Annotated in this window: 12 protein-coding genes; all 12 read left to right on the top strand. The window is 68.6% G+C overall.

The features are described 5' to 3' along the window. Positions 1-110 precede the first annotated feature (110 nt). The 12 genes from AC1DEM_RS03110 (at position 111) to AC1DEM_RS03055 (ending at position 15695) form a co-directional block, all read left to right on the top strand. A complete protein-coding gene (locus tag AC1DEM_RS03110; protein ID WP_476883063.1) occupies positions 111-1607 on the top strand; it encodes a sensor histidine kinase in 1497 nt (498 codons plus the stop codon). Then, positions 1604-2260 (top strand): response regulator, encoded by a 657-nt coding sequence (locus tag AC1DEM_RS03105; RefSeq protein ID WP_476883062.1) that lies wholly within the window; start codon positions 1604-1606, stop codon positions 2258-2260. Before AC1DEM_RS03110 ends, AC1DEM_RS03105 begins: the two co-directional genes overlap by 4 nt. A gap of 122 nt (positions 2261-2382) precedes the next feature. Beyond that, a complete protein-coding gene (locus tag AC1DEM_RS03100; protein WP_476883061.1) occupies positions 2383-4395 on the top strand; it encodes a penicillin-binding transpeptidase domain-containing protein in 2013 nt (670 codons plus the stop codon). 54 nt (positions 4396-4449) lie between these two features. Further along, positions 4450-6132 carry an ABC-F family ATP-binding cassette domain-containing protein gene (locus AC1DEM_RS03095; protein ID WP_476883060.1) on the top strand — a complete coding sequence of 561 codons (1683 nt, stop codon included), beginning with the start codon at positions 4450-4452 and terminating at the stop codon, positions 6130-6132. 139 nt (positions 6133-6271) lie between these two features. After that, positions 6272-7045, top strand: coding sequence for a DeoR/GlpR family DNA-binding transcription regulator (locus tag AC1DEM_RS03090; protein ID WP_476883059.1), 774 nt, complete (start codon positions 6272-6274; stop codon positions 7043-7045). Further along, entirely contained in the window at positions 7042-8229 is a 1188-nt protein-coding gene (locus AC1DEM_RS03085) for an MFS transporter (RefSeq protein ID WP_476883058.1), read from the top strand. The genes AC1DEM_RS03090 and AC1DEM_RS03085 overlap by 4 nt, the downstream gene beginning before the upstream one ends. A gap of 77 nt (positions 8230-8306) precedes the next feature. Further along, entirely contained in the window at positions 8307-9803 is a 1497-nt protein-coding gene (locus AC1DEM_RS03080; protein ID WP_476883057.1) for a bifunctional phosphatase PAP2/diacylglycerol kinase family protein, read from the top strand. Positions 9804-10011: 208 nt separating this feature from the next. Beyond that, on the top strand, positions 10012-10953 hold the full coding sequence (locus tag AC1DEM_RS03075; RefSeq protein ID WP_476883056.1) for an ABC transporter ATP-binding protein: 942 nt from the start codon (positions 10012-10014) through the stop codon (positions 10951-10953). 3 nt (positions 10954-10956) lie between these two features. Continuing rightward, entirely contained in the window at positions 10957-11847 is an 891-nt protein-coding gene (locus AC1DEM_RS03070) for an ABC transporter permease (RefSeq protein ID WP_476883055.1), read from the top strand. 27 nt (positions 11848-11874) lie between these two features. Next, positions 11875-13254, top strand: coding sequence for a sensor histidine kinase (locus AC1DEM_RS03065; RefSeq protein WP_476883054.1), 1380 nt, complete (start codon positions 11875-11877; stop codon positions 13252-13254). After that, on the top strand, positions 13214-13981 hold the full coding sequence (locus AC1DEM_RS03060) for a response regulator (protein ID WP_476883053.1): 768 nt from the start codon (positions 13214-13216) through the stop codon (positions 13979-13981). The genes AC1DEM_RS03065 and AC1DEM_RS03060 overlap by 41 nt, the downstream gene beginning before the upstream one ends. A gap of 286 nt (positions 13982-14267) precedes the next feature. Next, positions 14268-15695: an amino acid permease gene (locus tag AC1DEM_RS03055; protein ID WP_476883052.1), complete on the top strand. Its 1428-nt coding sequence runs from the start codon at positions 14268-14270 to the stop codon at positions 15693-15695. The last annotated feature ends 608 nt before the right edge of the window (positions 15696-16303 follow it).

Raw genomic sequence — 16303 nt, 5'->3', positions numbered from 1 at the left:
TGGACCGCCGGAACCGCGCGGACGGCCACGCGGTCAACCGAAAGGTTGATTCCGCCGCTGGCGGGCCGTTTTCCGCAGGAGCCCCGCCCCGCCGGCACTACGCTGGAAGCATGGAGGGCAACGCCGGCAACACGGTCCACGACGGCACTAGCCACGACGGCACTAGCCACGACGGCACTAGCCACGACGGCACTACTCACGAGGACACTGGCAACGGGGTCACACGAAACGTCGGCACGCTGCCTGGCGGCACGCCGGATGGCGGCCATCAGCACGCGGGTACGGAGCCCACCGGGGCGGCCGTCATTCTGCGCGTTCTTCGCGTGAGCCTTCACGTCGGCTTCGCGGTGCTGCTCCTGGTGGCGTTGGTCCGGCTCCTGACCGGCGGAATCACGGGCCAGAGCTGGCTCACCTTGCTGCTGGCCCTGCTGCTCGCCGCCTTCTACCTGGTGGGCACCGTTCTGGAGAAGCGGCACGCCACCCACCGGACCCGGTTCGATCCGCGGCCCTACTCGGCCTGGTGGCTGTGCGGCGTGTGCGTCCTGTGGCTGCTGCTGATCTGGACCAGCGCCGACTTCGTCTGGCTGGCCTTCCCGCTGTTCTTCCTGCAGCTGCATGTCTTCCGGCGCCGGCTGGCGCTGCCCGCGATCGCATTCAGCACCCTTTTTGTCATTGGAGCGCTTTGGTTCCACAACGGCGGTGCTGCATCTCCGGATCCCGCCAGTGTGGCGCCGCAGCTGCCCATGGTGCTCGGGCCCGCGTTCGGCGCAGCCTTTGCCGTGGTCACCGGGCTGGCCTACCGGGCACTGTTCCTGGAGGCCGAAAACCAGCGGCTGGCCGCCGAGGAGCTCCGCCGCACCCGTGCCGAACTCGCGCGGACCCAGCACAATGCCGGCACCCTGGCTGAGCGCACCCGCCTGGCCCGCGAAATCCACGACACCCTGGCCCAGGGCCTGTCCAGCATTGTGCTCATGGGTCGCGCGGCCGAGAAGGCCCTGGACGACGGCGAACCCGCCGTGGCACGGGAAAGGCTCCGCATTGTCCGGGACACGGCGGCCGCCAATCTTGCGGAGGCCCGCAACTTCGTCCGGGCGCTCCAGTCCCCCGATCTCGAGGACGGCTCCCTGGTGGCCGGCCTCCTCCGGCTGTGTGAAAAGACCGAGGCGGAGACCGCCGCGCGGGGTACCGGGCTGCGCTGCCGCCTCGACGTCGAAGGTGTGCCGGTGGAACTCCCCGGCGCCCACCAAACGGCCCTGCTCCGGGCCGCCCAAGCGAGCCTGGCCAACGTCCGGGTCCATGCGCAGGCGAGCACCGCCGTCGTCACCCTTTCCTTCCTGGGCCCGGAAGTGGCCATGGACATCTACGACGACGGCACCGGGTTCGACCCCGCGGCCCTGCCGGCCCGTCCCGACGGTTCCGGCTACGGGCTGACGTCGCTGCGGGAACGCGTGGCCACCCTCCATGGCCAGCTGGACATCGAGTCTGCCGCGGGCGAGGGAACCGTCGTGGCCATCCGGCTGCCACTGGGGCAAGCCCCTGATTCCACGCAGGGCACCCCGCCCGGTTCCAACGCCACGTCGGGGCAAATCAGCGGGGGCCGGCCATGAGCAGCATCCGGGTGTTCCTGGTGGACGACCACCCGGTGGTCCGGGCCGGGCTGCGGGCGATGCTGGGTGATCTGCAGGGCATCACCGTCGTGGCCGAGGCCGCCGACGGCGGCGCCGCGCTGGCCGGACTGGCCAAGCTCCACACCCTGGGCGAGCCCGCGGATGTGGTGCTCATGGACCTGCAGATGGGCGCGGGCATGGACGGCGTCACCGCCACCGGCAAGATCAAGGCCGGAGAGGCAGGGCAGCCGGCGCCTCCGGTGCTCATCATCACCACCTATGACTCTGACGCCGACATCCTCGAGGCCGTCGAGGCCGGCGCCAGCGGCTACATGCTCAAGGATGCCCCGCCGGAGCAGATCCGCCAGGCGGTGCTCTCCGCCGCGGCCGGCGGGACGGCACTGGCACCCGAGGTCGCCGCCAGGCTCATGGGCCGGATCAGGAATCCGGAGCCGGCCCTGTCCGCCCGCGAGATCCAGCTGCTTGAGCTGCTGGCCACGGGGATGGGAAACCGGGCCATCGCGAAGCAGCTGTTCATTTCCGAGGCCACGGTCAAGACCCACCTGGTGCACATCTACGGCAAGCTCGGCGTCGACAACCGCACTGCCGCGATCGCCGTGGCCGCGCAGCGCAGGATCATCCGGCGGCCCTAGGCAGCCTGGGGCGTACCCGGCGCCTTGTTCGCGGCGGTGTTATGCGACGGTGCGTGTGCCGGTGTTTTGCGCCTGGTCCATGTGACAGGGAAGTTGTCAGTGGTCCGGGGCATAATGGCGGCATGGGGAACACATCCAAACTTTCACTGGCCCTCGTGGGTCTTGTCCTTGGCGCCTCGCTGGTGGCCTGCGGGGACGGCCGGGACGGCGCGAAAGGCGCCGCCCAGCAGCTCGCTTCCGCGGTGTCCGCGCTCGACGTCGGCTCCGTCGCCTTCGACGGGAAGGAATCGAGCGCCGCCAACGACCAACTCAAGGAAATATTCCAGGGCCTGGACCCGGACAAACCGGCAGTGCAGGCCGGCGGGCTGACCTTCGAGTCGGACACGGCCACTTTCCCGCTGAACTACACGTGGAAAGTCGGAGCGGAGGAATGGAAGTACACCGTTTCCGCGCAGCTGAAGAAATCCGGCGACAAGTGGCTTCCGGTCTGGAAACCGGCCATCCTGGTCCCGGACCTGGCTGACGGGGAGATCCTCACCCGTGCCACCCACACGCCGCAGCGGGCCTCCATCCTGGGCGCCGGCGGGGCCCCGCTGGTCGCGTACCGGCCAGTGGTCAACGTTGGCATCGACAAGCCCGCACTCGGCGGCGCGGACCCCGCCGACTCCGCCACCAAGCTGGCCCAACTGGTCGGCGTGGACCCGGCAGCCTACGCCCAGCAGGTCAAGGCGGCCGGTCCGGATGCCTTCGTTCCGGCCATCACCTTCCGTGAGGACGGCTCCCGGACCATCACGGACGGGCAGATCTCCGCCATCCCCGGCGGCCGCGCCATCCCGGACAGCCTGCCGCTGGCACCCACCCGCACGTTTGCGCGGGCACTTCTGGGCACAGTCGCCGAGGCCAGCGCCGAGCAAATCGAGAAGTCCGGCGGCACACTCAAACCCGGTGACACCACCGGAGCCGGGGGCCTGCAGCAGCAGTATGACGCGCAGCTGCGCGGAACCGACGGAATCGTGATTCGGGCACAGAAAGCCGGGCTTACCACCGCGGAAATCCAGGCGGCCTCCGCCGATCCGAGGCGGGTGTTGTTCGAGACCGGCATCAAAGCCGGAACCCCGCTGAAAACCACGCTGGACCCGAAGCTGCAGCAGCTGGCGGAAGACGTGCTCGGCAAGGTCGGCCCCGCGTCGGCCATTGTGGCGCTCCGGCCCTCCAGTGGTGCCGTTCTGGCGGCCGCGTCCGGGCCAGGCAGCAACGGTTACGACACCGCGATGCTGGGACAGTACGCCCCCGGATCGATCTTCAAGATGGTCGACTCCCTGGCCATGTTCCGCAACGGAATGACCCCCGATTCCAAGGTGGACTGCCCGCCAACCCTCACGGTGGACGGCCGCACCTTCAAGAACGCCGAGGGATACCCCGAGTCCTCACTGGGCTCCGTGACACTGCGCGACGCCTTCGCACACTCCTGCAACACAGCCTTCATCAACGCCCGCAACACCGTCAGCCAGGCGCAGCTCGAGTCCGCCGCGACCTCGCTGGGCGTTGCAGTCGAAGCGCCAGCGCTCGGCGCCGCAGCGTTCTTCGGCTCGGTCCCCGGCGACGCCGAAGGAACCGAACACGCCGCCTCCATGATCGGCCAGGGCAAAGTGCTCCTGTCCCCGCTGGCCGCCGCCATCATGGCCGGCTCGGTAGCCAAGGGGGCCCCCGTGGCCGCCCAGCTGGTCTTGAATCCGAATGAGGGCGTCACTTCCCCGGGTGCCGGGAGTCCCGCCAGTGCCGGAACAGGCACGGCGCAGGCCACCCCGCCCACCGGTGACGCGACGGCGTCGGCCGCGGCACCGGCCAAGGCCGCCGAGACCCCGGTAACGGCAGCGGAAGCCGGGGCGCTGGCTGACATGATGCGGGCCGTCGTGACCAGCGGGCATGCCGGATTCCTCGCCTCCGTCCCGGGCGAGCCCGTCGGCGCGAAGACCGGAACGGCCGAGTTCGGCAAGGACACCCCGCCCAAGACCCACGCCTGGATCGTGGCTGTACACGGTGACCTGGCCGTCGCCGTCTTCGTGGAGGATGGCGGCCTCGGAGCCACCACGTCCGGACCGCTGCTCAAAGAATTCCTCACCCGAGCCAGCTGAGCCGGAAAAGTCCGCGCCGCCCGGCTGCGGTAAGAGCATGGGAAGATTGAACGCGTGGCTCATATTGACGTTTCCGGCATCGACTACTTCCTCTCCGACGGCACCCAGCTGCTCAACGGGGTGACTTTCAAGGTCCCGGACGGCACCAAGACGGCGCTGATCGGACCGAACGGAACCGGCAAGACCACGCTGTTCCGGATTATTTCCGGCGACCTCGTGTCGGATGAAGGCGTGATCGGCCGCTCCGGCAACATGGGGATCATGCGCCAGTTCGTGGGCCAGGTCCGGGATGACTCCACGGTCCGCGACCTGCTGGTCTCGGCTGCGCCGCCGGCCCTGGCCGCCGCCGCGCGCACCGTCGACGAGGCAGAACTCGCCATGGTGGAGCACGATGACGAACCCACCCAGATGGCCTATGCCCAGGCCATCGTGGACTGGGGAGACGCTGGCGGCTACGACGTCGAAACGGTCTGGGACGAGGTCTGCATGGCCGCCCTTGGCCTGCCGTTCGACCGGGCGCAGCACCGCCCGGCGTCGAGCCTCTCCGGCGGCGAACAGAAGCGGCTGGTCCTTGAGGCCCTCTTCGCCGGCCCCGACGAGCTACTGCTGCTGGACGAGCCGGACAACTACCTCGACGTCCCGGGCAAGCGCTGGCTCGAGGCCAAGCTGAACGAGTCGAAGAAGACCGTGTTCTTCATCAGCCACGACCGGGAACTGCTCAACAACGCCGCCGGCCGCATCGTCACACTGGAACCGGGCATCAACGGCGCCGGCGCCTGGATCCACGGCGGCGGTTTCGGCTCCTACGTGGAGGCCCGGGCGGACCGGAACGCGCGCTTCGAGGAGCTGCGCAAGCGCTGGGACGAGGAGCACGTAAAGCTCAAGGAACTCGTCAACATGTACAAGAACAAGGCCGCGTTCCGTTCCGACATGGCCAACCGCTACCACGCCGCGCAGACCCGGCTCGCGAAATTCCTCGAGGCCGGTCCGCCCGAGGCCCTGCCGATCGAGCAGAACGTACAGATGCGGCTCAAGGGCGGGCGCACCGCAAAGCGCGCCGTCGTGGCGGAGAAGCTGGAACTGACAGGCCTGATGAAGCCGTTCTCCACCGAGATCTGGTTTGGCGACCGGGTGGGCGTCCTTGGCTCCAACGGTTCGGGCAAGAGCCACTTCCTGCGCCTGCTCGCGACCGGCGGCACGGATCCGGAGCGGGAGCACCTGCCGGTGTCCGACGTCGAGATCGCGGAAGTCCCGCACGAGGGCACCGTGAAACTCGGTGCCCGGATCCGGCCCGGCTTCTTCGCCCAGACCCACGTCCGGCCCGACCTGCTGGGCAAGACCCTGCTCGAAATCCTGCACCGGGGCGACGAGCACCGGTCCGGGATGGGCCGCGAAGCCGCCGCCGGGGCGCTGGACGGCTACGGGCTGGCCGCGCAGTCCGAGCAGAAGTACGAATCCCTCTCCGGCGGCCAGCAGGCGCGGTTCCAGATCCTGCTGCTGCAGCTCTCCGGCGCCACGCTGCTGCTGCTCGACGAGCCCACCGACAACCTGGACCTGCACTCGGCCGAGGCCCTGGAACGGGCAATCGATCACTTCGAAGGCACCGTCCTGGCGGTCACTCATGACCGCTGGTTCGCCCGCACCTTCGACCGCTTCCTGGTCTTCGGGTCCGATGGCAGGGTCTATGAGTCCGCCGAACCGGTCTGGGACGAAAAGCGCGTCGAGCGCGCCCGCTAAAGCCAACGCGGGGACCACCAAACAACGCGGAGTCAGATACGGCCCATTCCGGGGGCGGTCATGGGCGCTAAGTGACCCCGCGTTGGTAGTGAACCCCGCAACAAATGATTAAGTGATCACAAACCGTTAGCATTTGAGCATGAACACTGATGAGCGGCACCGCCTGATCGGCGGACTGCTTCGCAACCGGGAACAGGTGACGGTGGATGACCTCATGGCCGCCTGCGGCGCCTCCGGTGCCACCATCCGGCGCGACCTCGACACCCTGGCCCTGCACGGCGTGCTGCGGAGGATCCATGGTGGAGCCAAGAGCCTGGTATTCGGCGGCGAAAACCCGCAATATGGGCAGCGTGAGCTGGAGGACCACACCGCCAAGATGCGGATCGCGGCCGGTGTGGCCGCCATGCTCCAGGACCGCGGCCACCTTTGGCTGGACAGCGGCACCACCGCCACGGAGATCGCCCGCCAGCTGCGCCGTCGCGAGATGACGATCATGCCGATGTCATTGCGAGCCGTCACCGCGCTGTCTCTGGACGATGTGCCTGCCGGGCGCCGCCCCGAACTCCTGATGCCGGGCGGCAGCCTCGTCCCCGGTGAACTGTCCTTCCGAGGGCCCATGACGGAATCCAACATCCGCTCCCTGCGCTTCGACACCGCCGTCGTCACGCCCTGCGCCCTGAACCTCAAGGACGGGCTGTTGGCCCACGACCTCGACGACGCCGCAGTCAAGCGTGCGGGCCTGGAATCCGCGGCCCGGGTGATCGTCGCGTGCGCCGGATCCAAGTGGAACGCCAGTGCCGTCGCCCTCGTCGCCTCCCTGGACGCCGTCGACGCCATCGTGACCGACAAGCAGCTCAGCCCTGAAGGCCTTGACCAACTCGCGCAACACTCGGTGGAAGCAGTGATCGTATGACCAGTACCGCAACCGTCCCGCAACTTAGAGCTGCCACCGGGGCGACTTTCCTTGTCTTCGGGATCAACGGATTAGTGTTCGCCAGCTGGGCAGCCCGCATCCCTGCAGTGACGGAGATCCTGCACATCACCGCGGGCCAGATGGGAACCCTCCTGCTGTGCCTGGCGGTCGGCTCGCTGATCGCCCTGCCCACGGCCGGATTCGTCGTCGGCCGGATCGGCACGGCCAACACCGTCCGGGGTGCCGGCCTGGTGGCCGCGGCCGCCGGCGTCGGCGTCGCGCTGTCCCTGATGGCGGCCTCCGTCCCGGGGACGGCGATTGCCCTGTTCTTCTTCGGGATCGGCGTCGGGCTCTGGGACGTTTCGCAGAACATCGAAGGTGCCGACGTCGAACACCGGCTCGGCCGGACCATCATGCCGCAGTTCCACGCGGCCTTCAGCGGCGGCGCGTTCGTCGGCGCCCTGATCGGCGCAGGACTGTCCACCCTGGGGGTCGGGCTCCCGGAGCACCTGCTGGTCATAGCCGCCGTCGTCGCCGTCCTGACCACGGTGGCCCCGCGGTACTTCCTGCCGCATCTGCCCGCCGAGGCCCCCGCAGCAGGAGACACGGACCACGCAAAGGCTGGGTCGGCCTGGCGGGATGGCCGCACGCTGCTGATCGGCGTCGTCGTCCTCGGCGCCACCCTGACTGAAGGCGCCGGCAACGACTGGATTGCCAAGGCCGCCGTTGACGGGCTGGGCGCCGAACAATCCACGGGGGCGCTGCTCTTCGCAGCCTTTGTGCTGGCCATGACCGCCATGCGCTTCTTCGGCGGCCGCGCGATCGATGTCTACGGCCGCGTGGCCGTGCTCCGCGCCAGCATGGCCGCGGCAGCAGCGGGCCTCTGCCTTTTCGTGTTCGCGGGAACCATCTGGCTGGCCGCTGCCGGTGCCGTGCTTTGGGGCGTGGGCGCCGCCCTCGCATTTCCGATCGGGATGTCCGCCGCGGCGGATGACCCCAGGAAGGCGGCCGCCCGGGTGTCCGTCGTGTCCACCCTGGGCTACATTGCCTTCCTGGCCGGGCCGCCGCTGCTGGGCTACCTGGGCGATGTCACGGGTATCAGGGCCGCCCTGCTGGCGATCGGGATTCCGATTCTGGTGGCTTTGGTGCTCGCGGGAGCCGCGAAGCCTCTGCGCGCGAGGTAGGTGCCCGCGAGGTAGGTGCCCCGCCGCGTCCGCCGAACTCTGCCTTCGGCCTGCCTCTCCGGCAGTATGGTGGTCAAATGCGATCCATGCTGAGGAAGGCCCCCGGCCGCCTGTCGAAATTCGACCGCAAACTCGTCCGCGCCGTCTCCAACCTGCCGGGCGGACGCCACGATGACTTCTTCCGCCGCCTGTCCGCGGCCGCCAACAAAGGCAAACTCTGGTTCGGCGTTGCCGGGGTCATGGCCCTGGTGCCCGGAAAGACCCGCCGGGCAGCGGTACATGGGCTCATCGCCCAAGGCGTGGCGTCGGCAGTCACGAACCTCGTGTTCAAGACCCTCCTGCCGCGCAGGCGCCCCCTGCCCGAACACCTTCCGGTCTTCCGCTTCGTTAACCCGCAGCCGACGAGTTCGTCGATGCCCTCGGGCCATTCGGCGTCCGCGGTGGCCTTCGCGCTTGGCGTCGGTATGGTCCGCCCGGCGCTGGGTGCGGCGGTGGCCCCTGTCGCGGCCGGGGTGGCCTACTCCCGGGTCCACACCGGGGCCCATTGGCCCTCGGATGTGCTGTTCGGTTCCGCGATTGGCGCCGGCGCGGCCATGGTGACGCGGAAGTGGTGGCCCGTCCGCCCGCCGTTCCCGGAAACCCGCCGTGCCGCCGCCCGCGCCGCGGAGCTCCCGGAGGGGCAGGGGCTCGGCATCGCGGTCAACACCCTCGGCGGATCCTATGCTGACGAGACGGTGGACGCCCTGCAAAAAACATTCCCCAAGGCGTATATAAGGAAAATTGCGCCCGATGAGGCCATCGATGCTGGCATCGCCCAGGTCGCCACACGGCCGGGCATTGCGGCCCTGGGCGTCTGGGGCGGGGACGGAACCGTGGGCGCCGCGGCGGCTGCCGCCGTCGAACGCTCCCTCCCGCTGCTGGTGCTCCCCGGCGGAACGCTCAACCACTTCGCCCGCGACGCCGGGACGCCCACCCTGGCGGCGGCGGTCCAGGCGGCTTCGCGCGGCGAGGCCGCTGTGGCCGACGTCGGCCATGTGAGCGTCGAACGCGGGCTCCCCGACAGCCCGGAGCACCTCGAACTGATGATGCTCAACACAGCCAGCATCGGCCTCTACCCGAACCTGGTCCGACGGCGCGAACAGCTTCAGCCGGCACTGGGGAAACCCCTGGCCGGAGTGGTGGCCATGTTCCGGACCTTCGCGGCCGGCACCCCCACCACCCTGATCGTCAACGGGGTGCAGCACCGGCTGTGGATCCTGTACATCGGCCGTGGCCGCTACTACCCCCGCGACCACGCGCCGCTGGTGCGCCCCGTCCTGGCGGACGGGGTCCTGGACCTGCGGATGATCACTGCCGATGAGCCGTTCGCCCGGCTGCGGCTCCTCTGGGCCGTGCTCACGGGCACCGTGGGCACGTCCGGGATCACCCATCTGAGCGAAACGGACCGGATCACGGTGGAACCCGGGAACGGGCCCATGGTCCTGGCTGTCGACGGAGAGGTCATGCCCGGGGTGCGGAGCGTGGAATTCACGGTCCGCCGCGACGCCCTGACCTACTACTCGCCGCTCGGCTGAGCCCGCGCCCGCCCACACGCCAGCCCGCGCAGATCCGCGGCCAGACCCCGGGCGGTCGGTGGTGTCATCCTCCCGGACTACCCTGATTCGCCCCTGAATCATCCCTGAGACCGGCGAAATACGCCGCTGGCCTCGGTAGCGTGGGGTGCAGACGGGCCCGTGACTGCGGTGCCCCGGACCATCTCCCGCTACGCAAAGGAACGCTTCCATGATCGAAGCACGAGGCCTGACCAAGGTTTATGGCGACAAGACCGCCGTCGCCGGCGTCAACTTCACCGTCGAAGCCGGCCGGGTCACCGGCTTCCTGGGTCCGAACGGGGCCGGAAAATCCACCACCATGCGCATGATCATGGGGCTGGACCGGCCGACGTCGGGCTCAGTCACCGTCAACGGGTCGCCGCTGGCCGGGCACGCCGCCCCGCTGCGCGACGTCGGGGCACTGCTCGACGCCAAGGCCGTCCACACGAGCCGCTCCGCCTACAACCACCTGCTGGCCATGGCCGCGACCCACAGCATCCCCAAGAAACGGGTCCACGAAGTCATCGAGATGACCGGGCTGGCTGAGGTGGCCAAAAAGAAGGTCGGCGGCTTCTCGCTGGGCATGGGCCAGCGGCTGGGCATCGCCGCCGCCCTCCTGGGCGACCCGCAGACGGTCATCCTGGACGAGCCCGTCAACGGTCTCGACCCGGAAGGCGTGGTGTGGGTCCGCAACCTGGTGAAGTACCTGGCCTCCGAGGGCCGCACGGTCTTCCTCTCCAGCCACCTCATGAGCGAAATGGCCGTCACGGCGGACCATCTGATCGTGATCGGCCGCGGGAAGATCATTGCCGACGCCCCCATCCAGGAAATCATCACCGGCAAGGGCCAGGGCCGCACCCGGGTCCGCACCGACCAGCCGGACCGGCTCATGCAGCTGCTGGCCGGAACCGGCGTCTCGGTGGAGGCCCGGGAGCGCGAACTCCTCGAAGTCACGGGCCTGGACCCGCGGCAGATCGCCACCGCAGCGCTGGAGAACCACGTCATGATCTACGAACTCACCCCCCTGCAGGCCAGCCTCGAGGAGGCCTACATGGAACTGACCAAGGATGAGGTCGAATACCACTCGCTGATCACCACGGGCGCCGTGCCCGTCGAAGCCGGAGGCAACTAAGCCATGAGTTCCACAACCGTTGAATCCACGCCCTCGCCCCGCGGCGCCGAAACCCGCGCGCAGCGCTCCGGAGACGGCAGCAGTTCGGGCCCCGGCCCCAGCTTCCTGCGGGTCCTCAACTCCGAATTCATCAAGTTCCGCACCCTGCTCTCCACGCTGATCCTGCTCGGCTCCACCGTGGTGGTCATGGTGGGGTTTGGGGCGCTCTCGGCCTGGGGGACGGGTCAGTTCTCCCAGGCCGCGGCCCACGACCCGGAGGCGGGCGCCAGGTTCGCGGCGCAGGGCGGTGACCTCGCCGTCAGCGTACCGACTTCCGGCATCGCGTTTGCCCAGCTGATCCTGGGTTCCCTCGGCGTGCTGCTGATGAGCTCAGAGTTCACCACCGGCATGGCCCGGTCCACGTTCGCGGCGGTGCCCAAGCGCATCCCGGCGTTCGCGGCCAAGCTCGTGGTGGTCGTGCTGACCTCCTTCATCGTCACCGCCGCTTCCACCCTGGTGGCCGGATTCGTCTCCGTGCCGATCCTGGATAATTACGGCCTCGGCCTGGACCTGGGCAGCTCACAGTCGGTCAAGCTGCTCATTGTCAACAGCATTTATGTGGCAGCGGTCGCGGCGATCGGCATGGCCCTGGGCACCCTGATCCGCAACTCGGCGGGCGGGATCATGAGCCTGGTCGGCCTGTTCTTCGTGGCGCCCATCGCGTTCCAGCTGATTCCGGGCGACTTCTTCGTGGAGGCCCGCAAATACCTTCCCGGCAACACCGTGGAGCCGCTGACCGCCGTCGAGCATCTCCCGGACACCCTCGAAGCCTGGCAGGCCGGCCTGGTGCTGGGCGCCTGGGTTGTGGTCCCGGTGCTCCTGGCCGGCATCCTGCTCAAGAAGCGGGACGTCTAAGCCGGGCCCGGCGTCTAGGCTCAAAGCATGATCGATGCAGTACCTGTAAGGGACGCGTCGGCCGGTCCGGCCGACGCGTCCCTCGCCGAACTCACCGCCCGCCGCCGCGGCCGGTTCCGGCGCTACCTGCTGGCCAATCCGCGGGTCATGGATGTGCTGGTGGCGCTCTGCTACCTGGTCCTGGTCACGCCCACGGCGGTCGAGTCGATCCTGCACGGCGACTGGCCGGTGGCCGTACTGCTCGCCGCGGCCGCGCCGGTGCTGCTCTTCCGCCGGGCCTATCCCGTGCAGGTGGCGGTGGCCGTCGGGGCACTGGAACTGGCCGTCACCTTCCTGCATCCGTGGGGATCCAATGTCTCCGCCGGGCTCTGGTTTTCGCTGTACGCCGTCGCGGTGGTCCGCTCGCGGCGGTTCGCCCTTGCGGCGCTGGCCCTGACCACCGCCCCGCTTCTGCTCCTGTACTTTATGCTGGCCGTCGGCCCGCTGGACGGGCGGCTGCCGGACATGGCGGTCCGCACGCCGGAGAATTTCCAGCTGCTCACAAGCATCGCGGCCGGCATCGGCATCACGCTCTCCAACGTGATCGCTACGGGGATCGGAATCTCGGTGCGGCAGCGCCGCGAGCACGAGCACGAGATCGCCGCCTGGGCCGCCCGGGCCCAGCAACTCGGTTCGGTCACGGAACGGAACCGGATCGCACGCGAAATGCACGACGTCGTGGCGCACTCGCTGACGGTCATGATCAGCCTGTCGGACGGCGCCGCCGTTGTGGTCAAGAAGGATCCGGCGCGCGCCGCCGGCGTCCTGGCCGAACTCTCCCGGACAGGACGCACCGCGCTGGCCGACATGCGGCGCGTCCTTGGCGTGCTGCGCGAGGACGCCGCCACCGGACAAGCCCCGCGCGAGCCGCTGGTGGCCGCAGGCAGCCTGGCCACACTGCTGGAGGGCTTCCGCACCGCGGGACTGCCGCTGCATTACACGCACACAGGCCCGTCGCTGCCCGGCGATGCGGCGTTCCAGCTGACCGTGTACAGGATCGTGCAGGAGTCGCTGACCAATGTGCTGCGCTACGGCCGTGCGCTCAGCCGCGTGGACGTCAGCATTGTCCGCAACGGTTCCCGGGTCACCATTGAAGTGGTCGACGACGGCAGGGGCACCGTTGACTCCGGCAGTCCCGGCGCCGGCGCACAGGCGAAGCCCGATGCACTGGATACCTTCGGCAGCGGGCACGGAATTGCCGGGATGCGTGAGCGGGCCAGGATTTACGCCGGCACCGTGCACGCCGGGCGCGCGGGTGAGCGCGGCTGGCGCGTGCACGCGGAACTGAATTGCAATGGCGAGAATGCCACGGACACAGGGGGGAACAATGCTCGACAAAGAGCCGGTACGCGTTCTGCTGGTGGATGACCAGCCGCTGCTTCGGATGGGCTTCCGGCTGATCCTGGAGGGCGAAGACGATTTGTGCATCGTGGGCGAGGCGTCCAATGGTGCCGAGGCGGTCCGCCACGTCAGGGAACTCGCGCCCGACGTCGTCCTGATGGATGTTCGGATGCCGGTGCTGGACGGGATCGAGGCCACCCGGGCCATCGCCGCCTCGGGTTCGGAGGCCAAGATCATCATCCTGACCACCTTTGACCTCGATGAATACGCCTTTGCCGGGCTGCGGGCCGGGGCCTCGGCGTTTCTGCTCAAAGACGTGGCCCCGGCGGACCTGATCAGCGCGGTGCGGGTGGTGGCCAGCGGCGACGCCGTCGTGGCCCCGCGCGTTACACAGCGGCTGCTGGAGACCTATGTCCGCGGCGCCGGAGCCGGCATGGATCCTGCCGGAACAGACCCCGACGGCGGCAGCCGGCGCGCCGGGCCGGACGGCGGCGGCCAGCCGGCCGGCAGCCCGGCGCGCCCGGCGAGGGATCCTTTGCTGGAGGACCTGACGCCCCGCGAAAACGAGATGCTCGGAGCGCTGGCGGAGGGGCTCTCCAACGCAGAAATCGCGCACAGGTACTTCCTGTCGGAGGCCACAGTCAAGACCCACGTGCGCCGGATCCTCACCAAACTCCACCTCCGCGACCGGGTCCAGGCCGTCGTGTACGCCTACGAGACCGGCCTGGTGGTACCGAGCAACGCGGACTACTGACAGGGGCTGCCTCCCGGCGGTGCGGACCGGCTAGGGGTGGGTAGTGCCTGAAGCAGTGGTTTCAGGCACATTGCCGAATTGCCAATAGGGCAACTTTGGTTGCCTTGGAGGCCCTTCTGTTGGGGAATGGCCCGGTCCGGCCGGTCGTCATTTGTGGGATTGCACAAGACGGAGCGTGCGCCGGGCGGTCTAGTGTGAAACGACACTGTGGTCCGCCGCACAGCATGGATTCGATTCCGTGCCGGCAAAGAGCGGGCCTGAACCCCCCACGAAGGACGGCGCTTCCATGCCCGCTGACCAGCAGCTCTCAAAATCCCTGAAACCCAGGCACCTGTCCATGATCGCCATCGCCGGCGTGATCGGCGCCGGACTGTTTGTCGGTTCGGGTGCGGCGATCCAGCAGGCCGGCCCGGGCATCCTGGTTGCCTACGCCGCGGCGGGTCTCGTCGTCATCCTCGTCATGCGGATGTTGGGTGAGATGGCTGCGGCCAACCCGGAAACCGGGTCTTTTTCCACCTACGCGGACAAGGCCCTGGGCCGCTGGGCCGGGTTCAGCATCGGCTGGCTGTACGCATGGTTCTGGATCATTGTCCTCGGCATCGAGGCCACGGCCGGGGCTGCGATCATGCACCGCTGGGTCCCCGGCATTGACCAGTGGGTGTGGGCCCTTGTCCTCATGGTGCTGCTGACGTTGACCAACCTAGGGTCCGTGAAGTCGTACGGCGAGTTCGAGTTTTGGTTCGCTTCCATCAAGGTCGCGGCAATCGTGCTCTTCCTGCTCTTCGGCGCTGCCGCGATCCTCGGCCTCGTCCCCGGCGTTCCGGCGCCCGGCCTGGACAACCTGATCGGCAACGGCGGGTTCATGCCCAACGGCCCCGGCGCCGTCCTGGCCGGCATCCTCGTGGTCGTGTTCTCCTTCTTCGGGGCGGAAATTGCCACCATCGCCGCCGGCGAGTCCGAGAACCCGGTCGACGCCGTCAAGAAGGCCGTGAAGTCCACGGTCTGGCGCATCCTCGTCTTCTACATCGGCTCCATCGCCATCGTGGTCACGCTGCTGCCCTGGAACTCCGCCTCCGTCGCCAAGAGCCCCTACGTTGCGGTCATCGAACTCTTCGGCATCCCCGGCGCCGGAACCATCATGGACATTGTGGTGCTGACCTCGGTGCTCTCCTGCCTGAACTCGGGCCTCTACACCGCCAGCCGCATGCTGTTCTCGCTGTCCCGCCGCGGCGACGCCCCCAAGTCATGGATGCGGATTTCCAAGCGCGGCGTGCCCGCAGCGGCCGTGCTGGCCTCCACGGTGGTCGGCTTCGTCACCGTCGGCCTGAACTACATTGCCCCGGACACGGTCTTCCTGTTCCTGGTCAACACCTCCGGCGCCATCGCGCTGTTCGTGTGGCTCGTGATTGCGTCGTCCCAGCTGATCCTGCGCCGCCGCATGGGCGCCGCCGCCAAGGACCTCCAGCTGAAAATGTGGCTCTTCCCGTACCTGACCTGGCTGTCAATCGTCAGCATCGTGGCCCTGCTGATCGGCATGGTGATTCTGGAATCCACACGGGAATCGCTCCTGCTCTCGCTGGCCCTGGCCGCCGTCGTGGTGGGGATCGGCGTGTTCCGCTACCGCAGCAACGGCTCCAAGGCCATCGTTCCCGCAGCAGGTGCCGCCGAGACTCCTGCCGGGGACGCAACGGTGGGCGCCGGAAAGATCTCCTAGGTTCCAGCGGTCCAGACCACCGGACATGCCCTCCCTTGGCTCCCACCACTGGACATAGTGGCATTATGTCCATCGCTCGGCCCAAGGGCGGGCATGTCCACGGGGATCGCGGGACATGTCCAGTCCCGCTTGCGCATGGGGTGCCGCTCCGGGGGCAAAAGGGGACATGTCCATTACGGTGTGAAGGCGGGAGTGCTGGTCCGCGGAGTCCACGGGACATGTCCGTTCCCGGGGGCGGGTGGGAGCGCCGGTCCGTGGGGCATGCGGGACATGTCCATTCCAGGGTGCACGCGGGATTGCCGGTCCGTGGGGCACGCGGGACATGTCCATTCCAGGGTGCACGCGGGATTGCCGGTCCGTGGGGCATGCGGGACATGTCCAGTCCCGGCGCCGACCAGTGGACATAGTGGCCTTGTGTCCATCCCTGGGCGCGAGAGATGGGCGTGCCCGTGGGACACGGGGGACATGTCCATTTGCCGGGGAGCAGTTCAGGCCGAGGCGAGGGCATGTCCAGCCAAGGCACAGTCGATTCACAGGCACAGCCGCTTCACAGGAAGGGACTAGCCAGCCCATGGCGCTGCCGGGTTCGATGGGATCATGACAAAGAG

The sequence above is a fragment of the Arthrobacter sp. 05T420 genome, assembly GCF_056396305.1.
Note: the sequence above shows the minus strand (reverse complement) of the source record. Positions and strands in the feature narration are given on the sequence as shown.

Coding starts and splice junctions, on each gene's coding strand:
- AC1DEM_RS03110 (WP_476883063.1), top strand. CDS start 111: ATGGAGGGCAACGCCGGCAACACGGTCCACGACGGCACTAGCCACGAC.
- AC1DEM_RS03105 (WP_476883062.1), top strand. CDS start 1,604: ATGAGCAGCATCCGGGTGTTCCTGGTGGACGACCACCCGGTGGTCCGG.
- AC1DEM_RS03100 (WP_476883061.1), top strand. CDS start 2,383: ATGGGGAACACATCCAAACTTTCACTGGCCCTCGTGGGTCTTGTCCTT.
- AC1DEM_RS03090 (WP_476883059.1), top strand. CDS start 6,272: ATGAACACTGATGAGCGGCACCGCCTGATCGGCGGACTGCTTCGCAAC.
- AC1DEM_RS03085 (WP_476883058.1), top strand. CDS start 7,042: ATGACCAGTACCGCAACCGTCCCGCAACTTAGAGCTGCCACCGGGGCG.
- AC1DEM_RS03080 (WP_476883057.1), top strand. CDS start 8,307: ATGCGATCCATGCTGAGGAAGGCCCCCGGCCGCCTGTCGAAATTCGAC.
- AC1DEM_RS03075 (WP_476883056.1), top strand. CDS start 10,012: ATGATCGAAGCACGAGGCCTGACCAAGGTTTATGGCGACAAGACCGCC.
- AC1DEM_RS03070 (WP_476883055.1), top strand. CDS start 10,957: ATGAGTTCCACAACCGTTGAATCCACGCCCTCGCCCCGCGGCGCCGAA.
- AC1DEM_RS03065 (WP_476883054.1), top strand. CDS start 11,875: ATGATCGATGCAGTACCTGTAAGGGACGCGTCGGCCGGTCCGGCCGAC.
- AC1DEM_RS03060 (WP_476883053.1), top strand. CDS start 13,214: ATGCTCGACAAAGAGCCGGTACGCGTTCTGCTGGTGGATGACCAGCCG.
- AC1DEM_RS03055 (WP_476883052.1), top strand. CDS start 14,268: ATGCCCGCTGACCAGCAGCTCTCAAAATCCCTGAAACCCAGGCACCTG.